Source organism: Thioclava marina (genome assembly GCF_002020135.1).
Lineage (GTDB): Bacteria > Pseudomonadota > Alphaproteobacteria > Rhodobacterales > Rhodobacteraceae > Thioclava > Thioclava marina.
The window spans coordinates 37,110-59,043 of sequence record NZ_MPZS01000003.1 but is presented as its reverse complement, the minus strand read 5'-3'; the positions used below and the strand labels follow the sequence as shown (position 1 = coordinate 59,043).

At 64.0% G+C, this 21,934-nt stretch carries 21 protein-coding genes; 10 read left to right on the top strand and 11 right to left on the bottom strand.

What is annotated here, in order from left to right:
• Nucleotides 1-54: 54 nt before the first annotated feature.
• From BMG00_RS14600 to mraZ, 4 genes are read right to left on the bottom strand one after another with little or no spacing between them, the layout of a single operon-like run.
• The gene (locus BMG00_RS14600) at nt 55-1,869 is read right to left on the bottom strand and encodes a peptidoglycan D,D-transpeptidase FtsI family protein (protein ID WP_245795054.1); all 1,815 of its coding nucleotides are present in this window, start codon (nt 1,867-1,869) and stop codon (nt 55-57) included.
• A complete protein-coding gene (gene ftsL / locus BMG00_RS14595; protein ID WP_078530134.1) occupies nt 1,869-2,231 on the bottom strand; it encodes a cell division protein FtsL in 363 nt (120 codons plus the stop codon). Before ftsL ends, BMG00_RS14600 begins: the two co-directional genes overlap by 1 nt.
• Nucleotides 2,228-3,235: a 16S rRNA (cytosine(1402)-N(4))-methyltransferase RsmH gene (gene rsmH / locus BMG00_RS14590; RefSeq protein ID WP_078574864.1), complete on the bottom strand. Its 1,008-nt coding sequence runs from the start codon at nt 3,233-3,235 to the stop codon at nt 2,228-2,230. The genes ftsL and rsmH overlap by 4 nt, the downstream gene beginning before the upstream one ends.
• 3 nt (nt 3,236-3,238) lie before the next feature.
• Nucleotides 3,239-3,724 (bottom strand): division/cell wall cluster transcriptional repressor MraZ, encoded by a 486-nt coding sequence (gene mraZ, locus BMG00_RS14585; protein WP_168172795.1) that lies wholly within the window; start codon nt 3,722-3,724, stop codon nt 3,239-3,241.
• A 53-nt stretch (nt 3,725-3,777) separates the two neighbouring features.
• Here mraZ and BMG00_RS17530 point away from each other — a divergent pair, with 53 nt between their 5' ends.
• Complete coding sequence (locus BMG00_RS17530) at nt 3,778-4,260, top strand: hypothetical protein (RefSeq protein WP_146642668.1); 483 nt, start codon at nt 3,778-3,780, stop codon at nt 4,258-4,260.
• A 195-nt stretch (nt 4,261-4,455) separates the two neighbouring features.
• On the opposite strand, the gene BMG00_RS14580 is transcribed toward BMG00_RS17530, so the two are convergent.
• Nucleotides 4,456-5,538 carry an Mrp/NBP35 family ATP-binding protein gene (locus BMG00_RS14580; protein WP_078574863.1) on the bottom strand — a complete coding sequence of 361 codons (1,083 nt, stop codon included), beginning with the start codon at nt 5,536-5,538 and terminating at the stop codon, nt 4,456-4,458.
• Between the two features lie 342 nt (nt 5,539-5,880).
• Between BMG00_RS14580 and BMG00_RS14575 the strand changes: the two genes are divergently transcribed.
• Complete coding sequence (locus tag BMG00_RS14575) at nt 5,881-6,084, top strand: DUF1127 domain-containing protein (protein ID WP_078530138.1); 204 nt, start codon at nt 5,881-5,883, stop codon at nt 6,082-6,084.
• Between the two features lie 695 nt (nt 6,085-6,779).
• Entirely contained in the window at nt 6,780-7,559 is a 780-nt protein-coding gene (locus BMG00_RS14570) for a 23S rRNA (adenine(2030)-N(6))-methyltransferase RlmJ (RefSeq protein WP_078574862.1), read from the top strand.
• On the opposite strand, the gene mntR is transcribed toward BMG00_RS14570, so the two are convergent.
• The gene (mntR, locus tag BMG00_RS14565; protein ID WP_078530140.1) at nt 7,536-7,967 is read right to left on the bottom strand and encodes a manganese-binding transcriptional regulator MntR; all 432 of its coding nucleotides are present in this window, start codon (nt 7,965-7,967) and stop codon (nt 7,536-7,538) included. The two genes, BMG00_RS14570 and mntR, sit on opposite strands and share 24 nt — an antisense overlap.
• 198 nt (nt 7,968-8,165) lie before the next feature.
• On the opposite strand from mntR, the gene BMG00_RS14560 reads away from it, so the two are divergent.
• From BMG00_RS14560 to BMG00_RS14550, 3 genes are all read left to right on the top strand, one after another.
• The gene (locus tag BMG00_RS14560; protein ID WP_245795053.1) at nt 8,166-9,443 is read left to right on the top strand and encodes an Nramp family divalent metal transporter; all 1,278 of its coding nucleotides are present in this window, start codon (nt 8,166-8,168) and stop codon (nt 9,441-9,443) included.
• 184 nt (nt 9,444-9,627) lie between these two features.
• Nucleotides 9,628-11,577, top strand: coding sequence for a threonine--tRNA ligase (gene thrS, locus BMG00_RS14555; RefSeq protein WP_078530142.1), 1,950 nt, complete (start codon nt 9,628-9,630; stop codon nt 11,575-11,577).
• A gap of 228 nt (nt 11,578-11,805) precedes the next feature.
• Nucleotides 11,806-12,012: a cold-shock protein gene (locus tag BMG00_RS14550; protein ID WP_038078802.1), complete on the top strand. Its 207-nt coding sequence runs from the start codon at nt 11,806-11,808 to the stop codon at nt 12,010-12,012.
• A gap of 74 nt (nt 12,013-12,086) precedes the next feature.
• Here the strand turns inward: BMG00_RS14550 and BMG00_RS14545 are convergent, their stop codons facing one another.
• The 5 genes from BMG00_RS14545 to proS all read right to left on the bottom strand — a co-directional run bounded on the left by BMG00_RS14545 (nt 12,087) and on the right by proS (nt 16,338).
• On the bottom strand, nt 12,087-12,410 hold the full coding sequence (locus tag BMG00_RS14545) for an arsenate reductase family protein (protein ID WP_078574861.1): 324 nt from the start codon (nt 12,408-12,410) through the stop codon (nt 12,087-12,089).
• Nucleotides 12,411-13,091, bottom strand: coding sequence for an ABC transporter ATP-binding protein (locus BMG00_RS14540; protein ID WP_078574860.1), 681 nt, complete (start codon nt 13,089-13,091; stop codon nt 12,411-12,413).
• Nucleotides 13,084-14,376, bottom strand: a complete 1,293-nt coding sequence (locus tag BMG00_RS14535; protein WP_078575258.1) for a lipoprotein-releasing ABC transporter permease subunit — start codon at nt 14,374-14,376, stop codon at nt 13,084-13,086. The genes BMG00_RS14540 and BMG00_RS14535 overlap by 8 nt, the downstream gene beginning before the upstream one ends.
• Before the next feature lie 143 nt (nt 14,377-14,519).
• Nucleotides 14,520-15,014: a hypothetical protein gene (locus BMG00_RS14530; RefSeq protein WP_078574859.1), complete on the bottom strand. Its 495-nt coding sequence runs from the start codon at nt 15,012-15,014 to the stop codon at nt 14,520-14,522.
• Entirely contained in the window at nt 15,001-16,338 is a 1,338-nt protein-coding gene (proS, locus tag BMG00_RS14525) for a proline--tRNA ligase (protein ID WP_078574858.1), read from the bottom strand. Before proS ends, BMG00_RS14530 begins: the two co-directional genes overlap by 14 nt.
• 133 nt (nt 16,339-16,471) lie before the next feature.
• On the opposite strand from proS, the gene BMG00_RS14520 reads away from it, so the two are divergent.
• The 4 genes from BMG00_RS14520 to BMG00_RS14505 all read left to right on the top strand — a co-directional run bounded on the left by BMG00_RS14520 (nt 16,472) and on the right by BMG00_RS14505 (nt 21,899).
• Nucleotides 16,472-17,830: a pentapeptide repeat-containing protein gene (locus BMG00_RS14520; RefSeq protein WP_078574857.1), complete on the top strand. Its 1,359-nt coding sequence runs from the start codon at nt 16,472-16,474 to the stop codon at nt 17,828-17,830.
• A 61-nt stretch (nt 17,831-17,891) separates the two neighbouring features.
• Nucleotides 17,892-19,007 carry an AI-2E family transporter gene (locus BMG00_RS14515; RefSeq protein WP_078574856.1) on the top strand — a complete coding sequence of 372 codons (1,116 nt, stop codon included), beginning with the start codon at nt 17,892-17,894 and terminating at the stop codon, nt 19,005-19,007.
• A gap of 1 nt (nt 19,008) precedes the next feature.
• A complete protein-coding gene (locus BMG00_RS14510) occupies nt 19,009-19,683 on the top strand; it encodes a P-loop NTPase family protein (RefSeq protein WP_078530150.1) in 675 nt (224 codons plus the stop codon).
• Between the two features lie 50 nt (nt 19,684-19,733).
• Nucleotides 19,734-21,899, top strand: coding sequence for an RNA degradosome polyphosphate kinase (locus BMG00_RS14505; protein ID WP_078530151.1), 2,166 nt, complete (start codon nt 19,734-19,736; stop codon nt 21,897-21,899).
• Nucleotides 21,900-21,934 lie beyond the last annotated feature (35 nt).

Sequence of the window (21,934 nt, the reverse complement as noted above, 5' to 3'; positions counted from 1 at the left end):
GCACCCCGGCCCGGGCCCCATGCGCGGCATCGTGCACGGGGCGTGAAAGCGGCTTCAATCCTTCTTCACAAGGCGGATCCCGTCGAGCGTATCCGGCGTGGTCGGCTCGGGGCGCAGACCCAGCAGGGGCGCCACGCGGCGGATCGTTTCGGCGGCCACCGGAACGGCGGTCCAGCCCGCGGTGCGGCGCGGTTCCTTGCCCGAGGTGTCGGTCGGCTCGTCGAGCGTCAGCACCAGAACGTATTCGGGGCTGGTCACCGGGAAGACGCCCGCGAAGGTCGAGATCACCTTGTCGTCGTAATAGCCGCCCTGCGGATTGGGCTTGTCGGCGGTGCCGGTCTTGCCCGCGACCTGATAGCCCGCGACATCGCCGAAGCTCGCAGTGCCGCGCGTGACCACTGCGCGCATCATCGCCAGCGCCTTGCGCGCGACGGAAGGCGAGACGACCTGATCGCCTTCGGGCGCGCCGAATTCCTGCTTATGCGGCTCTCGCGGGCCGCCTTGTGCGATGAGCGTGGGAAGCACGCGCTTGCCGTCATTGGCGATGGTCGCATAGGCGGCGGCCAGTTGCAGCGGGCTGTCGGACAGGCCGTGCCCATAGCCGATGGTCATCGCCGAGAGTTCGGACCATTTCGAGGGCAGGATCGGACGGCCCGTGGGCGCCTCGATCAACTCGACCGGCGAGGGCTCGAGCAGGCCGAGCTTGCCAAGGAATTCACGCTGCTTCTCGGGGCCGATCTGCTGCACGATCCGGGCGGTACCGATATTCGAGCTGTGCACGATCACATCCGTGACCGAGAGCTGTTTGCCGTAATCGTGGAAGTCGTGGATCCTGAATTTGCCCCAACGAAGCGGGCCCTTGGTGTCGATCATCGTGGAGGGGGTGACGAGCCCGTCCTGCATCGCTTGCGCCACCGCGAAGATCTTGAAGGTCGAGCCGAGCTCGTACATCCCCTGCACCGCGCGATTGAACAGCGGGCTGTCGGAGGGATCGCCCTTCAAAAGCGGTGCGGGCCGGTCGTTGGGGTCGAAATCGGGCAGGCTCGCCATCGCGACGATCTCGCCGGTATGGACCTTCATCAAAACCGCCGTCGCGCCCTTGGCGTTCATCAGCTTCATGCCGCCCGCGAGCACGTCTTCCAGCGCCGCCTGCACCGTCAGATCGAGCGAGAGCTTGAGCGGCTGACCGCCGTTGCCCGGATCGCGCAACCAGCCGTCATATTCCTTCTCGATCCCGGCCACGCCAAGGATCTCGGCCGAGTTCACCCCTTCGGTGCCATAGCGAGAGCCGCCAAGGATATGCGCGGCAAGATGCCCGTTCGGGTAAAGCCGCATCTCGCGCGGGCCGAACAGAAGCCCCGGATCACCGATATCATGCACGGCCTGCATCTGCTCGGGGCTGATGCGCTTCTTGATCCAGACGAATTTGCGCCCGCCGGTGAAATCCTTGATCAGCCGTTCGCGATCGAGATCGGGGAAGATCGCGACCAGCTTGTCGACCGTGCCCTTGGGGTCGATCATCATCGGCGGCTGGGCGTAGAGAGCATGGGTGAGAAGGTTGGTGGCCAGCACCCTGCCCTTGCGATCGACGATATCGGCGCGTTGAGCGTGGATCTGCTCGGTCGAGATATCGGTTTGCGGCTCTTCGGGGCGTGACGCCGCGAAGGATCCCATCCGCAGCCCGACCGTCAGGAAGGCCGCGAGAAACAGCACCGACATGACCAGCAGACGACCCTCGGCGCGCTGACGGGCCTTGTCGCGGGTCGCCTCGCCACGCAGGCGGCGGTTTTCACGCTCGATCGCGTCGGGATTCTCGCCCCTGGCACGGGCGTCGAGGATACGGGCAAGCGGACGAAGGGGCGTGCGCATCAGTTCCCTCCCTCGGGATCGGCCTTCACATCAACCGGGTCGGACAGACCGGAGGTGTCGGGCGCGTCGGCTTGCGGGGTCGGATAGGCGATCTGGGCGACGGTGCCGAATTGCTCGGGCGTCATCGGCAGCAGGCGCAGCGAGGCGAAGTTCAGGTTGACAAGCTCTCGCAGGCGCTCGGGACGGTTGAGATAGGCCCATTCGGCATTGAGAACCGAAAGACCCTCGTTGAGCGAGGCGATTTCACGGTTGAGATCGCGCAGCTCGTCGAGCTTGTCCTGCGTGTCGTAATTGACGTGATAGGCCCAGAAGGCGAGCCCCATGACGAAGACAGACGTGGCGAGATAGGCAAGCAGTCTCAACGGCGTTTCCCCTTCTTATCTCCGGTCACGAGCGCGGGCAGGCCCAGCTGACTGCGATCAGCCTTGCCGGCCGGCGCCTGCGTGCGCCGCCCCACCCGCAGCCGCGCAGAGCGCGAACGCGGATTCTCGGCTAGTTCCTCTTCGTCCGGACCATCGCCTTTGACGAGAATTTCGAACGCCGGATCAAGGGTTTGCTGAACCGGCGCATAGCGCGACCCGCCACCACCCGTGGAGGAGCGTGCCGCAAAGAAGCGCTTCACCACACGATCCTCAAGCGAGTGGAAGCTGACCACCGCCAGAAGCCCGCCCGGCTTGAGCGCGCGCTCTGCCGCCTCCAACCCCTCGATGAGCTGGCCAAATTCGTCATTCACCGCGATGCGGATGCCCTGGAAACTGCGCGTGGCCGGGTGGCTCTGGCCCGGTTTCGGGCGCGGCAGGCAACGCTCGATCACCTTCACGAGTTGCTGCGTGGTCTCGAAAGGCTGAACCTTGCGCGCCTCGACGATCGCCTTGGCGATCCGGCGCGAGGCGCGTTCCTCGCCGTATTGATAGAGGATATCGGCGAGATCGGCCTCGTCCGTCTCGTTCACCAGATCGGCGGCGGACGGCCCCTCTTGCGACATCCGCATGTCGAGCGGTCCGTCGCGCAGGAAGGAAAACCCGCGCTCGGCCTGATCGAGCTGCATCGACGACACACCAAGATCGAGCACCACCCCGTCGAGCGGTTCTTCGCAATAGGTATCGAGTTCGGAAAACGTGCCTTCGACCAGTTCGAGCCGGTCGCCATATTGTCCACGCCAGCTTTCGGCCATCTCGAACACGGCCGGGTCGCGATCGACCCCGATCACCTTGTCGGCCCCGGCCTCGAGCAGGCCACGCGTGTAGCCGCCCGCGCCGAAAGTACCGTCAAGCCAGATGCCGGAGACAGGCGCGACCGCCCGAAGGAGCGGCCGCAGCAAAACCGGGATATGGGGGGCGTCTGGCAGGGCGTCCCGATCCGACATGGCTCACCCCTGTGACAAAAGGCTGAGCGGGTCGAAATCTTCGCCCTGCTCCTCGACCCACTGGTCGATATTCGCTTCGTCGGCAGCGGCGAAGGTCTCGGGGTTCCAGATTTCGAAGGTCTCGCCCACGCCGGAGAAATAGGCCTCGCTCGACAGACCGATCTTCGCGCGAAGCGGCGCCGGGATCACCAGGCGACCATCATTGTCGACCTCGGTCGGATGCGATTTCGAAAGCACGAGACGCTGCAGGATCGTGCGCTGCTTCGAGCCGCGCGGAAGCGCCGCGATATCGGCGGCCAGCGCTTCGAAAGCGGCCTGCGTATAGACCTGGAGCATTTTCTGGGTATCGGCGCCGTAGACGATGACCATGCGCGGACGCTCTTTGTTCGGACGGTCGGGGTCGCCCTCCTCGAGCTCACGACGAAACAGCGCGGGGATCGACACGCGACCCTTGCTGTCCACCTTGAAGGTGTATTCGCCTATGAACATGCCCGCCAAAGCGCGCTCCTATCACCTGTCCCGAACCGGGCCGGAGCCCGGAAATGAAAACGGCGGATTGGGCTGCTGCCACTGCCCAATCCGCCGCCCTCGTTCCCATCTCTGGGTATGTCCGACTGCACGCGCCACCTGGGGGGGATGTCTGCTCGCTCGCGCGCCGGATCTCTTATTTTCGTGAAGCGGGTGCCTGTATGAAACCTGCGTATCGCCGTGAGGTCTTTATGCCTCTTTGTGTCCTCGCTTCCGATGAATTAGGGATGCCATGGGAATTCATGGCACGCAAGAAAAAATTTGCCGAGAAATGGGAAGAGATCACGCCGAAAGGGCATCAGGAACTGAGACCTTCGGGTAAAACATGCTTTATATGGCATGAATTTTCGGACTCAACCCCATATTTAGTGGCAAAGCTCGGGTGGGTTAAGTTCCCAGAGGATTCAAATTTTTTCCAAAAGATCGACCCAAGCACGCCTTTCGTGGCGAAAATATCCCAGGGGCCAAGCCTCAAACCGCCCATCACGAAAGGATGATTTGCCTCGACTCGGCGCGATTTCCCTGTGATTTCCCGATTTTCGCCGCGACTCGCCCCCTCACGTCAGCCACACGCTCCCGTGAATTCCCAGAACAAGATCCCACGAATTCCCGTGAGCCCCCGAAGCGCCGCGCGCAGAATGAGAAAAAAGGCGCCGCGAAGGGCGCCCTTTCGAATCTTCATATGGAATGGATCAGACCGCGCCGCGCGCGATCAATGCCTCCGCAAGCGCCGCATAGGCCTCGGCCGCGGCCCCTTCGCCCGCCGCAGCCGGCGTGCCGGCATCACCCGCGAGCCGCACATCGAGATCAAGCGGCAGCGCACCAAGGAAAGGCAAGCCCAGACGCGCCGCCTCCGCCTCGACCCCGCCCTGACCGAAAGGATGCGCCTCATGCCCGCAATTGGCGCATATATAAGAGGACATGTTCTCGATCAGCCCCAGCACGGGGGCATCGAGCCTGCGGAACATGTCGATCGCCTTCTTCGCATCGAGCAGCGCCACGTCCTGCGGAGTCGACACGACGATCGTTCCATCGAGTTTCGTCTTCTGGCACAGCGTAAGCTGCACATCGCCGGTTCCGGGCGGCAGGTCGATCAAGAGCACGTCGAGCGGGCCGAACTCGTCCCATTTCACCTGGAAAAGCATTTGCTGCATCGCGCCCATCAGCATCGGACCGCGCCAGATCACCGCCTCGTCCTCTTTCAGCATCAGGCCGACCGACATCAGCGCGACGCCATGCGCCTTCAGCGGCAGGATGGTCTGGCCATCGGGCGAAGAGGGCCGCTGCGTTGCTCCCATCATCCTCGGTTGGGACGGGCCATAGATATCGGCATCGAGCAGCCCCACCCGTTTGCCCGCTCGCGAAAGCGCAACGGCAAGGTTGGAGCTGACGGTGGATTTGCCCACGCCACCCTTGCCGGAACCGACCGCGATGATCCTGGCCACCCCCGGCACAGGCTGCGGACCCGATTGGGGCTTGGGATGACCGCCGATTGCCGGGCCGCGCACCTGTTGCGCCGTCCCGCCCATACCGCGCGGCGGCCCCGCGGGCACCACGATCGTCACGCTCGCCACCCCAGGCAGCGCCTTCACCGCCGCTTCGAGCACCGGGCGCATCGCCTCGAGTTCAGCCTGCGGCGCACCCTCGAGCACGAATCTCACAACCCCGTCCTGCACCGCGAGCGCACGCAGAAGATCGCGACTCACCGCGGTTCCGCCCCCCGGCACCTCGACTGCACGCAGCACATCAAGCACCTGCTCCTTGCTCAGAGCCATGCAAACCCTCCGATTCCCCGGACTGTTAGCGTCCGTCAAAATGGTCAATTCGCCGGGAACTGTGGCGTTTTTGCCGCGCAGTTCAAGCGCATTCCTGTCTAAACCGACAGGTTCAGATGCGAACATGCATCCGAAGCGCACGTTTCTTGCGCATATGCCTCGGAAATGGGTCAGAATCATTCATGCATTTTCTGCATGGCGGCATTGAGGCCTCGGCGCATTGTGCACCCGCAGCATTCGGCCCATCTTAGGGACAACGCGACAGAAAGCGCAGTGACGAATTCGGGCCCAGAAGCGGGAAAACGCTCAGGGCCCCGTACGAGAAAAGAAGAGGCGAAGACGATGGCACTCGTTCACGACATCCAACTGAGCGAAAGCGGCTTCTCGAAGCTCAAGGCAAAACTCTCCGACGCCATGGCGCGTCGCAAGGTGTACCGTCAGACGCTCAACGAACTCCGCTCGCTGTCCTCCCGCGAGCTCGACGATCTCGGGATGCATCGCTCGATGATCACCCGCGTGGCCTATGAGGCCGCATACGGCAAGTAATTGATTTCCGAAGCCCCTCTCCTCCTCCCTGGGGCTTAGGAACTCGGCGGCGCCCTCCTCCTCCTCCCTGAGGGCGCCGCCATCCAGACCATACCGGCCCCGCGCGGCGAGACGCTGCGATGCCGGAACCGAGCTGCCCGGGTCTCTCTCCTCCTCCCTGAGACCCGCGCTGAGCAGGCGGCGATCTCTCTCCTCCTCCCTGAGGTCGCCGCCTACAATCAGCGCGCAGGTGCGACAGGCTGTCGCATGCTGCAGTGCAGCACTTGATATGCGGACCAAAGGGTCCAAACTGAGTACAAGAATGCGAAAGGTCCTCTCCTCCTCCCTGGACCGATCGTTTTGGCGGCACCCTCCTCCTCCTCCCTGAGGGTGCCGCCCACCAGATACCGAAGGCCCTATCCTCCTCCTTGGGCCCAAGGGTAAGACGCTGCTTCTTCCTCCTCCCTGAAGCGGCGTCGGACATGCCGAAGGGTCTCTCCTCCTCCCTGAGACCCAAGGTAGCAAAGAGACGGCGGCGCCCCTCCTCCTCCCTGGGCGCCGCCGTTTTCTTTTCTCGCCATGCGGAGAGGTCGAGGGGGCCCTGCCCTCACGCCGTGCGGCGCCCCCCGAGATATTTGGATCAAGAAGAAGGCCCGCGCTTCGGGATTGCCCTCACGCGCGGCGCAGGGCAGGAAGGAGCGCAAGGAGGCCCGCCGATGCTGTCTTATCAACACGCCTATCACGCCGGAAATCTCGCCGATGTGCACAAGCACGCACTGCTGGCCTCGGCGCTCGACTACCTCACGCGCAAGGACAAGCCGTTGAGTTACCTCGAGACCCATGCCGGGCGCGGGCTCTATGCGCTGGATGCGGCCGAGGCGGTGAAAACGGGCGAGGCAGCGGCGGGGATCGCACGGATCGAGGGCTTGGGCTGGTTTGCGCCCGATCACCCCTATATGCGGGCGCTCGCCACGGTTCGGGCCAAGCATGGGCCGCAAGCCTATCCGGGCTCGCCGCTGGTGGCCATGGCGCTCTTGCGGGACATCGACACGATCCAGCTTTGCGAGCTGCATCCGCAGGAATTCACCGCGCTGCGCCAGGCTGTGGGGCGCAAGATCACCGTTCACAAGGCAGACGGGCGCGAGATGGCTCTGGCGCTCACGCCCCCCACCCCGCGCCGCGGCCTGATGCTGATCGATCCGAGCTTCGAGGAGAAGGCGGATTATGTCGCGATGCCGAAGCTGATCGGTCAGGTCGCGAAAAAGTGGAACGTCGGGATCATCGCATTGTGGTACCCGGTTCTGGCCTCAGGCGCACAGGAGGGGATGGTCGCCGCATTGCGCGGCGCTTTCCCCGAGGCACTGAGCCACGAGGTGCGCTTCCCCCCCGCGCGCGAAGGCCATGGCATGATCGGCTCGGGTATGTTCGTGGTGAATCCGCCCTTCGGACTTGCGGGCGAGGCAGAGCGCCTCTCAGCCCGTTTTGCCGCCTTGTGAGGCAAGGAAAGCCTCGAACGCCTTGAGGGTGCGGGTCGAGACATGGTGCTCAATCCCTTCGGCATCGAGCTCGGCCAGATCCTCGGGCACCCCCACGGCGCGTAGAAGCGCCACGACGGTTCGGTGCCGCGCGCGCACCTGCTCGGCCAATGCCTCGCCGGCTTCGGTCAGGAACACCCCGCGATAGGGACGTGAGACCGCCAGTCCCTCCCGCTTGAGCCGCGCAACGGCCTTCGTGGCCGTCGGATGAGCCACGCCGAGCCGCGCCGCGATTTCGGTGATCCGAGCTTCGCCGAATTCGGCCGCCAGATCCGCGATCATCTCGACATAATCCTCCAGCAACGCCCGGGAGGCGCGCTCACGGGCACGGTTGAAGCCCTTGATCTGAGAGGGGTCGGTTTCGCTCATCGCTCCTGTCTCGCCGGGTGCCTGATGCGGGGGCCGCCCGCATAGCGCAGCGCCTGCCGGAAGCCAAGGAAAAGGATGACGCGGGCACTCCTCCCAAGTCAACGTAATTTAGCCCCTTGCGAAATTTGTAGCCAAGGCTACATTTCGCGAGCGCAGCAACAGGAGACCCGGGCAATGAACAGTCGCGCAGGACAGGGAATGAGTGACAGGACACGGTCGGCCATGGCCGAGGTTCTGGCCGGATCGCCCCGGCGCGGCGCGATGTGGCTTTTCTTCGGCCCTGCCGTGATCGCTTCGGTCGCCTATATGGATCCCGGCAATTACGCGACGAATATCGGGGCGGGCGCGGGTTATGGATACAAGCTCCTGTGGGTGGTACTGGCCGCGAACCTGATCGCGATGCTCTTCCAGGGGATCTCGGCGCGGGTCGGGATCGTCACGGGCAAGAACCTGGCCGAACTGTCGCGCGAGAATTTCTCGAAACCCGTCACGATCGCGATGTGGATCGTCTCGGAGATTGCCGCGATGGCGACCGATCTTGCGGAGTTTCTGGGCGGCGCGCTCGGGTTGTCACTGCTTTTTGGCTGGCCGCTGATCTGGGGGATGGGCGTGACGGCGGTGGTCACCTACGCGATCCTGATGTTCGAACGTGGCGGCTTCCGGCCGATGGAGATCGTGATCGGCGCGCTCGTGGCGCTGATCGGGGCCTGTTACCTGGCAGAGATGTTCGTGGCCCCCGTCGATTGGGGCAGCGCGCTTGCGGGTCTGACCACCCCCACGATGCCCGATGCCCGCGCCCTGACGATCGCGGTGGGCATCATCGGCGCGACGGTGATGCCGCATGCGATCTTCCTGCATTCAGGTCTGACCCAGCACCGGGCGCTCACCAGCGACCCTGCGCAAAAGGCAAGGTTGGTGAGCTTCTCGAACCGCGAGGTGATCATCGCGCTCGCCGTCGCAGGAATGGTGAACATGGCGATGGTGATCATGGCGGCCTCTGCCTTCCATCAGGGTCATGCCGAAGTGGCCGAGATCGAGACTGCCTATCACACACTGACGCCACTTCTGGGCGGGTTCGCCGCTGCCGCCTTCCTGACCTCGCTGATCGCCTCGGGGATTTCCTCTTCGGTCGTGGGCACGATGGCGGGGCAGATGATCATGCAGGGCTTCATCCGCCGCCACATTCCGGTCTGGTTGCGCCGCGTGATCACGATGGCCCCCGCTTTCGTCGTCGTCTGGCTGGGCGTGAACACGACCGAAGCGCTGGTGATGAGCCAAGTGGTGTTGTCGATCGCCCTGCCCGTCCCGATGGTGGCGCTTCTGGTCTTCGCGCGGCGCCCCGACATCATGGGCCGGTTCGCGATCCGCGGGCCGGTGCTGTGGCTCGCGGTGCTGGGGGCGACGGTGGTACTGGGGCTCAATTTCGTGCTGCTGTGGCAATCGGCGGGACTGCCGGTGCCGGGGCTCGTCGAGTAGGAGCGCGGGCAACTTCGCCGCATCGGCCCATTTCGGCGGGCCAATTTCCGGCGGCGACAAGCCCCGCGACATCTCTGCATCCCCCGCCCCATTGACAGGCCCGCCCTGCGCGCGCAAAAGGCTCGGGCAACATATATCCCGCAACCGGGCGTTCCGTGGGCGCCAAACCGACGAGGAGGACGACATGTCCCAGATCTCCCTCACCTTCCCTGATGGCAATTCGCGCGAGTACGACGCAGGCGTGACGCCGGCCGAAGTGGCCGCCTCGATCGCGCCCTCGCTTGCGAAGAAAGCGATCTCCGCGCAGGTCAACGGCGCGCATTGGGATCTGCAATGGCCGATCCATGAGGATGCGCAGATCGCGATCAACACGATGGCCGATGACGGCCCCGCGCTGGAGCTGATCCGCCATGACCTCGCCCATATCATGGCCCGCGCGGTGCAGGACCTCTATCCCGGCGTGAAGGTCACGATCGGCCCGGTGCGCGACAATGGCTGGTTTTACGATTTCGACCGCGAAGAGCCCTTCACCCCCGAAGACCTCGGCGCCATCGAAAAGAAGATGCGCGAGATCATCAACGCACGCGACCCGGTCAAGACCGAGGTCTGGAGCCGCAAACATGCGATCGACCACTACCTGGCCACGAACGAGCCGTACAAGGTCGAGCTGATCAACCGGATCCCGCCCGGCGAGGATATCCGGATGTACTGGCACGGGAACTGGCAGGATCTCTGCCGGGGCCCGCACCTTCAGCATACCGGTCAGGTGCCCGCCGACGCGTTCAAGCTGACCCATGTCGCAGGCGCCTATTGGCTGGGCGACTCGAGCCGCCCGATGCTCCAGCGCATCTATGGCGTGGCGTTCAAGACCAAGAAGGATCTCAACGCCTGGGTCACGATGATGGAGGAGGCCGCCAAGCGCGACCACCGCAAACTCGGCCGCGAGATGGATCTCTTCCACATGCAGGAAGAGGCGCCGGGCCAGATCTTCTGGCATCCCAACGGCTGGACGATCTACACCGCGCTTCAGGACTACATGCGCCGCAAGCAGCGCGCCGACGGCTATGTCGAAGTGAACACCCCGCAGGTCGTCAACCGAAAGCTCTGGGAAGCCTCGGGCCACTGGGAGAACTATCAGGAGAACATGTTCATCGTCGAAGTCGACGAGGAGCATGCCCGCGAAAAGACGATCAACGCGCTCAAGCCGATGAACTGCCCCTGTCACGTGCAGATCTTCAATCAGGGCGTGAAGAGCTATCGCGACCTGCCGCTGCGCATGGCCGAGTTCGGGTCCTGCGCGCGCTATGAGCCCTCGGGCGCGCTGCACGGTATCATGCGCGTGCGCGGCTTCACGCAGGACGATGCGCATATCTTCTGCACCGAGGACCAGATCGAATCCGAGACGAAGAAATTCATCGAATTCCTCGCCGGGATCTATTCCGACCTTGGATTCGACGACTGGTCGGTGAAGCTCTCGACCCGACCCGAAAAGCGTATCGGCTCGGAAGAGAGCTGGGACCATGCCGAGGAAAGCCTCGGCAATGCCTGCCGCAATGCCGGTTACGATTACGAGATCCAGGAGGGCGAAGGCGCCTTCTACGGCCCGAAACTGGAATTCACCCTGACCGATGCGATCGGTCGGCAATGGCAGTGCGGCACCCTTCAGGTCGACCCGAACCTGCCCGAGCGCCTCGATGCCGATTACGTGGGGTCGGATGGCGACCGTCACCGTCCGGTCATGCTCCACCGCGCCGTTCTGGGCTCCTTCGAGCGTTTCCTCGGCATTCTGATCGAGAGCCATGCGGGAAAGATGCCGCTCTGGCTCGCCCCGCGTCAGGTCGTGGTCGCCTCGATCGTTTCGGATGCCGATGACTACGTGCGCGAAGTCACCGAGAAGCTCCGTGCCGCGGGCCTGCGCGCCGAGGCCGATACCCGCAACGAGAAGATCAATTATAAGGTCCGCGAGCATTCGCTGGCCAAGGTGCCCTATATCTTCGCGATCGGTATGAAAGAGGTCGAGGAGCGCACCGTTTCGGTCCGCAAGCTCGGCGACACCCGCACTGCGACGGTCGCGCTCGACGAGATCGTGGCCGAGCTGGTGGCCGAATCGACCCCGCCGGACCTGCGCGGATAATTGCCGCAAAAACAGGCGGATCGCCAAATTTCACTGGCCTGTGAGGGAGTTGCGCCCCTCACGGATTGTCATTGCATTTTTGCAAAACTCATAGAGACTCGGAAAGCGTGTTTCGCAGACTTTCCTACCGCCTCGCTTCTGTAAAAGGCAGCCGGAAGACCCGAAAGACACTGGCTGCACGGCCCGGCGGCAATCTCGCCCCCGGGAGACTACGAAGGAGAAGACGGTATGGCCACTGGCACCGTGAAATGGTTCAATTCCACCAAGGGCTATGGTTTCATCGCCCCCGACGAAGGCGGCAAGGATGTGTTCGTGCACATCTCGGCGGTCGAGCGTGCGGGCCTCAAGGAACTCGCCGACAACCAGAAAGTGTCGTACGAGCTCCAGTCGGGTCGCGACGGTCGCGCCTCGGCTTCGGATCTGCAACTGCTCTGAGCGGTTGACACAGGTTTGACCCGAACGGCCCGCGCCATTTGCGCGGGTCGTTTGCTTTCGAGCGTCTCAGACGCTCAGAGCCACTCGGCCTGAACCGGCTTCGCCCAGCCCAGCGTGAGTTTGTCGCCCTCGCGGATTACCGGGCGCTTCATCAGCGTCGGATGGGCCCTCAGCAGATCGGCGATGGGCGCCGCGCGCTCTTCCTCGCTCAGAGCGCGCCAAGTGGTCGAGGCGCGGTTGACGATCTTTTCGTCAAACGCCGCTTCGAACTCGGCAATCTCTTCGGTCGTCAGGGGCTCGGCGCGCACGTCGCGAAACTCCACGTCGCGGCCCGCCGCTTCCAGAGCCTTGCGCGCCTTGCGCACCGTGTCACAGGTCGAAATCCCAAAGACGATCATTTACCCCTCCGTCAAAGCGCCATTCTCGAGCCGCAGCACGCGATCCATCTTCGCGGCCAGCTCCAAGTTATGCGTCGCGATCAGCGCCGAAAGTCCCGTTTCGCGCACGAGCCCCATCAGCACGTCGAAGACCGTGTCCGAGGTTGCGGGATCGAGGTTGCCCGTCGGCTCGTCGGCCAAAAGCAGGCTCGGCGCGTTGGCCAGCGCCCGGCAGAAGGCCACACGCTGCTGCTCGCCACCAGAGAGCGCGGAAGGGCGGTGATCCATCCGCGCAGACAGCCCCACCCAGCCAAGAAGATCCGCCGCACGCGCCTCGGCTGCGGATCGGCTCACGCCATTGGCGAGCTGCGGCAAGATAATGTTCTCGGCCGCCGTAAACTCCGGCAGCAGGTGGTGGAACTGGTAGACGAAACCCAGCTTCTCGCGCCGCGCCGCCGTGCGCTTGCCGTCGCGCGCGCCCGACAGATCCTCGCCGTCGATCACCACCCGCCCCGCATCGGGCGTATCCAGGAGCCCCGCGATATGCAGCAGCGTCGACTTGCCCGCGCCCGAAGGCGCAACCAGCGCGGTCACCTTCCCTTTCGGGATCGTGAGGCTCAGGTCGCGCAGCACCGTGATCTCGTTGGGCTTCCCCCGGTTGTAACTCTTCGCGATGCCTTCGCAGATCAGCACGTCATTCATAGCGCAACGCCTCCACCGGGTTCATCCGCGCGGCGCGCCGCGCGGGGAAGATCGTCACGATGAAGCTCAGCGAAAGCGACAACGCCACCGCCTTGATCACGTCCAGCGGCTGAAGTTTCGCCGGCAGGTGATAGATCCCACGGATCGACGGATCCCAGACCCCGCCCCCGTTCAGCCAGTTCACGAAACTCATGACGCTGTCGATATTGACCGCGAACAGCACCCCCAGCGTCAGCCCGGCGATCGTGCCGATCACGCCGGTGAACGCCCCGCAGAGGAAGAACACCCGCAGGATCGAGCCCTGGCTCAGCCCCATCGTGCGCAGGATGCCGATATCGCGGCCCTTGTTCTTGACCAGCATGATCAGCCCCGAGGTGATGTTCATCGAGGCGATCAGCACCAGGATCGAGAGGATGATGAACATCACGTTATCCTCGACCGTGAGCGCACGCAGGAAACTGCCCGAAGCATCCTTCCAGGTCCACAGCAGGGTTCCCGGCCCGCTCGCATCGCTGATCGCGGCCTCCCAGCTTTCGACCTCTTCGGGATCGGTCACATCCACGTCGATCTCGTCCGCCCCTCCCTCACGGTTGAAATAGCTCTGCGCCTCGCTGAAGGGCATGTAGAGCCGCGTCTGGTCGATATCGTAGCGCCCCGCCGAGAAGATATAGACGACCTTGTAGGCATTGACCCGCGGGCTCGTCCCAAGCGGCGTCTTCGCACCATTGGGCGAGATCAGCTTGATCGTGTCACCGACCGAGACGCCCAGATCGCGCGCCATCCCGATCCCCATCGCGATCCCTGCACCGAAATCGTCGATATCGCCCTGCGCATCCTCGGAATGGGCGATATTGGGAATGTTCTTCAGATCGCTCAACGCCAACCCGTAGACATCGCCCACGTTCGAGCGCTCGCCGAAACTCACCATCGCCTGACCACGCACCGCAGGCGCGGCGCTCACCACGCCCGGGATCGCCTTGATGCGCTCGGTGCGCTGCGTGTAATCGCGGATCAGGCGCGAATAGACCCCAGATCCCTCCACCACCTCGGTCGGCGCGGAATAGACGGTGATCTGCGGGTTCGAGCCCACGATGGTGCCGACGAACTCTGCGCGAAACCCTGCGCGCACCGCGAGCGTCGCAATCAGCGCGGCCACGCCCAGCGTGATGCCGATGAGCGAAATCCAGGTCATCACCGACACGCCTCCTTCGGCGCGACGCGCGCGCAGGTAACGCCAGGCGATCATGAACTCGAAACGGGAAAACGGGGCAGTGCGTGCGGCCATCGGCTCCATCCACCAAAATTCGGCGCAAGCTGGCGCGGCTGATCCGAAAGGTCAAGGCCGCACGCCCCGTCTTGGCGGGTGCACGCCTCTTCATCTTGCCCGAAATACCTCGGGGGGCGCGTCAGCGCGGGGGCAGCGCCCCCTCAACGGCAGGTCAGCGTGGCCGGCACCTGTGCCAGAAGCGGCGCCATCTGCGCTGCCATCCCGGCCGGATAATCGGTCTGCACCGAGGCGAGCAGCGCCCCGCTTGCGCAATCGAGCCGCTCGGTCTGGTGCAGTGTCACCTTTCCGAAAGCATCTTGCGAGCGGATCGCGAAACCGGCCGTGCCCTGGTCGTCGCTCAGAACCGTCTCGCCATCGAGCAGGATCGCGCGCAGGAGCTGGTCATGGGCCGCGTCCAGATCCGAACCGTTGTCGGCATGGGCCCGCAGCGCCACATGAGGCGCCTTGTGCGGATCGATGCCGGGCGCCGAGAACAACACCCCGCCACCTGGCATCGTATCCGAGACCCAGCCTTGCGGCACCTGCGCGGCGATGCCCAGATCCCCATCGGACCACGCGACCAGACCGCCCGCCTGCGCGGCCCCTGCAAGCAGGAGCCCCGCGACCAGCGCGACGATCGGATCAGAGCGCCGCATAGATCCCCGCGACCTTCTCGACCGCCTTTTCCGCCGACATCTCTTCGCTCTCGCCGGTACGGCGGCAGGTGAGTTCCACCTTGTTCGCCGCAATCCCGCGCGGCCCGACGGTGATGCGCCAGGGCAGACCGATCAGGTCCATCGTCGCGAATTTCGCCCCCGCCCGTTCCTCGCGGTCGTCATAGAGCGGGTCGAGCCCGTGCTCGACAAAGGCGCGATACAGAGCCTCGCAGGCGGAATCGCAGCTCACATCACCCTGCTTGAGGTTCACGATCCCGACATGGAACGGCGTCACGCCCTCGGGCCAGATGATGCCCTTCTCGTCGTGGTTCGCCTCGATCAGCGCGCCGACGAGACGGCTCACCCCGATCCCGTGCGAGCCCATATGGACCGGCACCTTGCCCTGATCGGGGGTGTTCACGGTCGCGCCCATCGGCTCGGAATATTTGGTGCCGAAATAGAAGATCTGCCCGACCTCGATACCGCGGCCGACCTTGCGACGCTCCTCGGGGATCTCGTTGAAGAGCGCCTCGTCATGGGTCTCGTCGGTGCGGGCGTAAAGCGTGGTGAACTCCTCGCAGATGCCCGCGACCTCGTCGCGATTGTCGTAATCGACGGCGCGCTTGCCCAGTTTCAGCTCGGGCACCTTGGCGTCGTAGAACACTTCCGACTCGCCCGTCTCGGCCAGCACGAGGAATTCATGCGTATCGTCCCCCCCGATCGGGCCGCTATCGGCGCGCATCGGGATCGCGGTGAGGCCCATGCGCTCATAGGTGCGCAGGTAGCTGACCATGTGGCGGTTATAGGCGTGCAGCGCGTCTTCCTTGGTCAGGTCGAAATTGTAGCCGTCCTTCATCAGGAATTCGCGGCCGCGCATCACGCCGAAACGCGGCCGCACCTCGTCGCGGAATTTCCACTGGATGTGGTAGAGCGTCAGCGGCAGCGACTTGTAGCTTTCCACATGGCTGCGGAAGATGTCGGTGATCATCTCTTCGTTGGTGGGACCATAGAGCATGTCGCGATCATGGCGGTCGCGGATGCGCAGCATCTCGGGGCCGTAAGCATCGTAACGGCCCGATTCCTGCCACAGCGTCGCGGGCTGGAGCGTCGGCATCAAGAGCGGAATATGCCCCGCGCGGATCTGCTCTTCATGCACGATCTGCTCGATCCGCTTGAGCACCTTGTAGCCCATCGGCAGCCAGGAATAGATCCCGGCCTGCTGTTGCTTGATCATGCCCGCGCGCAGCATCAGGCGGTGCGAGGCGATCTGCGCCTCGGCGGGCGTTTCTTTCAGAACGGGAAGAAAGTAGCGGGACAGGCGCATCGGCGGTCCTTTGAGCGTTGAGGTCGTTTGTTGCGCTTGGCCTAGAGGAAACGGGGGGATTGGGCAAGATGGCAGCGCCTTGGCAGATGTTTGGAGTTGCTCCATGCTACGGGAATTGTAACGCGAGCATTTGATGGCAAAGAAACCTCGTCCCGAAGACCTTCTCGACTGGATCGGCCTCACCGACGCCCCGGACTGGAAACTGGCCCGCCCCTATGGGCGGTTGATCGGATTTGTCGTCTCGGCGATTCTGATCTTCGTCCCGATACTCGTGATCTTCGCCCTGATCGCGGCCTTCGTCGTCGTTCTTGGGACCTCCCATCAGGTCTGGACCGGCGCGGGCGGCCCCAATCTGGGGGCAGGCGCTTTGATCGCGGCGATCCTCGGCGCGCCCTTCGTGATCTGGGGCACGGTGATCAAGCACCGCCAGCTCGGTTTCCAGAAGGAGGGCCATATCACCGACCGGATCTCGAAGGCGGTGGAGCAACTGGGCGCGGAGAAGGTGGTCAAGATCGACGGGGAGGAGCGTAGCGAACCCAATATCGAGGTGCGGATCGGCGGGCTCCTCTCGCTCGAACGGATCTCGCAGGACTCAGTGGCTTATGACAAGGGCCGTGACCATGTGCGGGTGATGGAAATCCTCTGCGCCTATATCCGCAACAACGCGCCGGCGAGCGAGGCGAGGATCTCGATGAGAGAAACCTACGAGCGCGAGACAACGTCGAGCGGTCCGGATGATCCGCCATTGCGTGACGAGGATTTCAAAGAGAAATACAATATTCGGCAGCAGGACGATTTAGAAGATTGGATATCTCCCGAGGCGACCAAGACTTGGGCTAGTCGTCTCCCCAAGCCGCGCGGGGACATCCAGCTTGCGCTGTCGATCCTCGGGCGCCGTGACGCCAATCAATGCCGACACGAGGCGCGCTGGGGCACGGATGCCAAACCGGATGCAGACTGGGTTTTCGACACGCCCTACCCCGCCTTGCCTGAGGCCGACGAAGTGGCGTTGACGGAAGAGGCGCTCGACACTTACGAAAGGGAATTGTTCGCTTGGATGGAACTGATCGGCGCCTATGCCGGCTACCGGCTCGACCTGCGCGGCTCCAACCTGCAAAACGCCGACCTATCCTCCGCCATCTTATCCGGCGCACGCCTCAATAAGACGCGGATGGAGGGGGCGGACCTCCGCAGGGCGCGGATGGATACCTCTACGTCTCTCAGCGCAGCTACTTTCCAAGGTGCTGCGCTGAGAGACGTAGATTACCACGATGTCGAACTCACCGCCGATCAAATCTCCGCCGCCTTCGGGGACGCCTCGGTGATCCTGCCCGAGGGAGTGCCGCGCCCGGCTCATTGGCCAGAGTGGGAGTTGCCCATATTCACTGACGACGACCCAAACGACTTCTACACCCAATGGCGCAAATGGCAGGCCGATCCCGAGGCTTATGTCCCGCCACCGCCCCCCGATCCCGCCCCGGATGCGAGCTGAGCCTTGATTTCCCCCGCTGTTTCGCCACGTTAGGACAACGCCCTTTCGCAAAGGAGCCGCGATGGCCCTGCCTGTTCGCCAGCAGATCACCTATTGGAGCCTCGCCACGCTGGTGCTGGTGTTTTCACTATGGTGGCTGGGCAATGTGATCCTTCCCTTCATCATGGGGGGCGCAATCGCCTATTTCCTCGACCCGCTGGCCGACCGGCTGGAAAAGCTGGGGCTCTCGCGGGCGGCCTCGACGGCGATCATCGCGCTGGTGGCGGTGCTGGCCTTCGTCATCCTGTCGCTCGCGATCGTTCCGATGCTGGTGCGTCAGCTGAGCCAACTCGTCGCTCTGGCCCCCGACCTATTGCGCTCGCTTCAGGCGTTCCTCGTCGAACGCTTCCCGAACCTGTTGCAGAATTCCGTCGTCAACGACACGCTCAACAGCCTCGGTGACGCGATCAAGTCGCGTGGCGGGGAGCTCGCCGCGACGCTCCTGAGCTCGGCGATGACTGTGGTCAATGTCGTCATCTACATCGTTGTGGTGCCGGTAGTGGCTTTCTACATGCTGCTCGACTGGGACAGGATGGTCGCCAAGATCGACGGCTGGCTGCCACGCGACCACGTCACCACGATCCGCCAGATCGCACGCGACATCGACCGGGTGCTTTCGGGGTTCGTGCGTGGGCAGGTCACGGTCTGCCTCGTGCTCGGCACTTTCTACGCGGTGGCGCTGATGGCGGCGGGGCTCGATTTCGGGTTACTCGTGGGCTCGGTTGCCGGTGCGCTGACCTTCATTCCCTATATCGGCGCGATCATCGGCGGTACGCTCGCGATCGGGCTGGCTCTGTTCCAGTTCTGGGGCGAATGGCTCAATATCGGGATCGTCGCGGGCATTTTCGCGCTTGGCCAGTTTCTCGAAGGCAATTTCGTGACGCCGAAACTCGTTGGCGATTCCGTGGGGCTTCATCCTCTCTGGCTGATTTTCGCGCTTTCCGCCTTCGGCACGCTCTTCGGTTTCGTCGGCATGCTGGTCGCGGTGCCGGTCGCGGCGGTGATCGGAGTGGTTGCGCGTTTCTTCATTGACCAATATCTGCATGGGGCGCTCTATCGCGGCCTGTCGGCGCAAAGCCTTCCAGCGGAGACAGGGACCGGCACGGGCGCAGCCGAGACGAGCGACAACGAGAGCTGAAATGGCCGAGCAGTTGACCTTCCCGCTGCATCTGCGTTCCGCGCAGGGGCGCGAGGACTTCTTCATCGCCCCCGCGAATGCGCTGGCGCTGACCACGCTGGACAGCCCAGAGGCCTGGCCACTGGGGCGGATGATCCTGATCGGGCCCGAGGGTGCGGGCAAGACGCATCTCGCCGCGATCTGGGCCGACGAGCACGGAGCGGACGTGCTCCGCGCCCGCGATCTCACCGAAGACATGGCCCCCGACCTGGTCGCCCAGGGTGCGGCGGTGATCGAGGATGCCGAAGCGATCGCGCAAAGCCCCGAGCATCAGCGCGCGCTCTTTCACCTGCATAACCTGATGCAGGCCGAGGGCGGGCAACTGCTGCTGACCGCACGCACGCCGCCGCGCGACTGGGGCCTCACCCTACCCGACCTGATCAGCCGGATGGAAGCGACCGCCACGGTGCGCATCACGCCCCCCGATGACGCGCTTCTGGCCGCGGTTCTGGTCAAGCTGTTTGCCGACCGCCAGCTGACCGTGGCGCCGAACCTGATCTCGTGGCTGGTGACGCGGATGGACCGCTCGCTTGCCACCGCGCGCAAGCTGGTCGCCGCGCTCGACCGGCAGGCGCTCGCGCAGCGTCGCGCGATCACCCAAAGGCTCGCCGCAGAGGTGCTGGACAGTCTCGACTGAGCCGCGCAAACTGTCACGCAGGCATTACAAACTCCAACGATAAGCGCGCCATGACACAAGCCGATTTCCTCAAGTCCCCCTTCCCGACCCCGATCACGCTGCCCGAAGCGGAGATCACCGGACCGGGGCGTTTCTTCAACCGCGAACTGAGCTGGCTTGCCTTCAACTGGCGGGTGCTGGAAGAGGCGCGCAATCCGCGTGTGCCCCTTCTCGAGCGGGTGCGGTTCCTGTCGATCTCGGCCACCAACCTCGATGAATTCTATACCGTGCGCGTGGCCGGCCTGATGGAGCTGGTGCGCGAGGGCAACGTGAACTCTTCCGACGACGGGCTGTCGCCGGCCGAGCAGCTCGAGAAGATCAACGCCAATGCGCGCCGCCTGATGGATACGCAGCAGGCGACATGGTCGGCGCTCAAGCGCGAGATGGAACGCGAGGGGATCCATGTCGTATCGCGCTCGCGGCTGACCAAGCGCGACCTCGACTTTCTTTCGGATCACTTCCTCAACAAGGTCTTCCCGGTGCTCTCGCCGCTGGCGATCGACCCGGCGCACCCCTTCCCCTTCATCCCCAATACGGGCTTCTGCCTCGCGCTCGAGCTGGAGCGCGACAACGATCATCGCCGCCTGCAGGCTCTGCTGCCGATCCCGCAGCAGATCGACCGCTTCGTGCGCCTGCCCGGTGAAGCCCGCTTCCTGCCGCTCGAACAGCTCCTGATGCTGCATCTCGGCTCGCTCTTTCCGGGCTACAAGGATGTGGGCTCGTGCTCGTTCCGGGTGCTGCGTGACAGCGATCTCGAAGTCGAGGACGAGGCCGAAGACCTCGTGCGCGAATTCGAAACCGCACTCAAGCGCCGCCGTCGGGGCCAGGTCATCCGCATGTCGGTCTCGGCCGGCGCGCCCGAGGACCTGCAAGCGCTCGTGATGCGCGAATTGCACGTCGCTCCCGAGGACGTGGTCGAGGAAAAGGGGCTCGTCGGCATCGCTGATGTGAAGGAACTGGTTCTGGGCGAGCGCCCCGACCTGCTCTGGCCGCCCTTCACCCCGCGCGTGCCCGAACGCGTGCAGGACCACGAGGGCGACATGTTCGCCGCAATCAAGCAGAAGGACATCCTTCTGCATCACCCCTATGAGACCTTCGACCTCGTGGTGCGCTTCCTCGATCAGGCCGCCAACGATCCGAACGTGCTGGCGATCAAGCAGACGCTCTATCGCACCTCGAAGGACAGCCCGATCGTCTCGTCACTTTGCGAGGCCGCCGAGAACGGCAAGTCGGTTACTGCATTGGTCGAACTGAAAGCGCGCTTCGACGAGGCCGCGAACATCCGCCAGTCGCGCCGGCTGGAGCGCTCGGGCGCGCATGTCGTCTACGGCTTCATCAACTACAAGACCCATGCCAAGATCTCGACCGTGGTGCGCCGCGAGGGCGACCAGCTCGTGACCTATACCCACTACGGCACCGGCAACTACCACCCGATCACCGCGAAGATCTACACGGACCTGAGCTTCTTCACCTGCGACGCGGCGCTGGGGCGCGATGCGACCAAGGTGTTCAATTACCTCTCGGGCTATGTGCAGCCCGAAGGGCTTGAAAACCTCGCGATCTCGCCGATCTCGCTCAAGCCGCGCCTGCTCGAGCTGATCGCGCGCGAGGCCGAGAACGCGCGGCAGGGCAAGCCCGCCGAGATCTGGGCGAAGATGAACTCGCTGATCGAATCCGAAGTGATCGACGCGCTCTATGCCGCCAGTCAGGCGGGGGTGAAGATCTCGCTCGTGATCCGCGGCATCTGCGGCATTCGCCCGGGCATCAAGGGCCTGTCCGAAAACATCCGGGTGAAATCCATCGTCGGGCGTTTCCTTGAACATTCGCGCATCGTCTGCTTCGGCAATGGCCACAGCCTGCCCTCGAACGAGGCGCGCGTGTTCTTCTCCTCAGCCGACTGGATGGGGCGCAACCTCAACCGCCGGGTCGAGACGCTGATCGAGGCGAAGAACCCCACCGTGAAAGCGCAGATCGTCGGCCAGATCATGTCCGCGAACATGGCCGACGAGGCGCAGAGCTGGATCCTGCAACCCGACGGCAAGTTCATCCGCCACCTGCCCGAGGGCAAGGAGGATCTCTTCTCCTGCCACCGGTTCTTCATGGAATATCCCTCGCTCTCGGGCCGGGGTTCCGCAGGGGCACAGGACGTTCCGAAACTTGCCCACAGCTTCGACTAGCCCTAGCGTGGGGCCGGACGACTCACTCGGACGGG

What these genes read in the sequence shown, in the direction of transcription:
- mntR (WP_078530140.1), bottom strand. Translation starts at nt 7,967, where the DNA reads ATGAGCGAAACCGACCCCTCTCAGATCAAGGGCTTCAACCGTGCCCGT.
- BMG00_RS14530 (WP_078574859.1), bottom strand. Translation starts at nt 15,014, where the DNA reads ATGCGGCGCTCTGATCCGATCGTCGCGCTGGTCGCGGGGCTCCTGCTT.
- BMG00_RS14545 (WP_078574861.1), bottom strand. Translation starts at nt 12,410, where the DNA reads ATGATCGTCTTTGGGATTTCGACCTGTGACACGGTGCGCAAGGCGCGC.
- BMG00_RS14520 (WP_078574857.1), top strand. Translation starts at nt 16,472, where the DNA reads ATGGCAAAGAAACCTCGTCCCGAAGACCTTCTCGACTGGATCGGCCTC.
- BMG00_RS14540 (WP_078574860.1), bottom strand. Translation starts at nt 13,091, where the DNA reads ATGAATGACGTGCTGATCTGCGAAGGCATCGCGAAGAGTTACAACCGG.
- thrS (WP_078530142.1), top strand. Translation starts at nt 9,628, where the DNA reads ATGTCCCAGATCTCCCTCACCTTCCCTGATGGCAATTCGCGCGAGTAC.
- BMG00_RS14535 (WP_078575258.1), bottom strand. Translation starts at nt 14,376, where the DNA reads ATGGCCGCACGCACTGCCCCGTTTTCCCGTTTCGAGTTCATGATCGCC.
- BMG00_RS14575 (WP_078530138.1), top strand. Translation starts at nt 5,881, where the DNA reads ATGGCACTCGTTCACGACATCCAACTGAGCGAAAGCGGCTTCTCGAAG.
- mraZ (WP_168172795.1), bottom strand. Translation starts at nt 3,724, where the DNA reads ATGTTCATAGGCGAATACACCTTCAAGGTGGACAGCAAGGGTCGCGTG.
- BMG00_RS14600 (WP_245795054.1), bottom strand. Translation starts at nt 1,869, where the DNA reads ATGCGCACGCCCCTTCGTCCGCTTGCCCGTATCCTCGACGCCCGTGCC.
- BMG00_RS14560 (WP_245795053.1), top strand. Translation starts at nt 8,166, where the DNA reads ATGAGTGACAGGACACGGTCGGCCATGGCCGAGGTTCTGGCCGGATCG.
- BMG00_RS14580 (WP_078574863.1), bottom strand. Translation starts at nt 5,538, where the DNA reads ATGGCTCTGAGCAAGGAGCAGGTGCTTGATGTGCTGCGTGCAGTCGAG.
- BMG00_RS14510 (WP_078530150.1), top strand. Translation starts at nt 19,009, where the DNA reads ATGGCCGAGCAGTTGACCTTCCCGCTGCATCTGCGTTCCGCGCAGGGG.
- BMG00_RS14570 (WP_078574862.1), top strand. Translation starts at nt 6,780, where the DNA reads ATGCTGTCTTATCAACACGCCTATCACGCCGGAAATCTCGCCGATGTG.
- BMG00_RS14505 (WP_078530151.1), top strand. Translation starts at nt 19,734, where the DNA reads ATGACACAAGCCGATTTCCTCAAGTCCCCCTTCCCGACCCCGATCACG.
- BMG00_RS14515 (WP_078574856.1), top strand. Translation starts at nt 17,892, where the DNA reads ATGGCCCTGCCTGTTCGCCAGCAGATCACCTATTGGAGCCTCGCCACG.
- BMG00_RS17530 (WP_146642668.1), top strand. Translation starts at nt 3,778, where the DNA reads ATGAAAACGGCGGATTGGGCTGCTGCCACTGCCCAATCCGCCGCCCTC.
- BMG00_RS14550 (WP_038078802.1), top strand. Translation starts at nt 11,806, where the DNA reads ATGGCCACTGGCACCGTGAAATGGTTCAATTCCACCAAGGGCTATGGT.
- rsmH (WP_078574864.1), bottom strand. Translation starts at nt 3,235, where the DNA reads ATGTCGGATCGGGACGCCCTGCCAGACGCCCCCCATATCCCGGTTTTG.
- proS (WP_078574858.1), bottom strand. Translation starts at nt 16,338, where the DNA reads ATGCGCCTGTCCCGCTACTTTCTTCCCGTTCTGAAAGAAACGCCCGCC.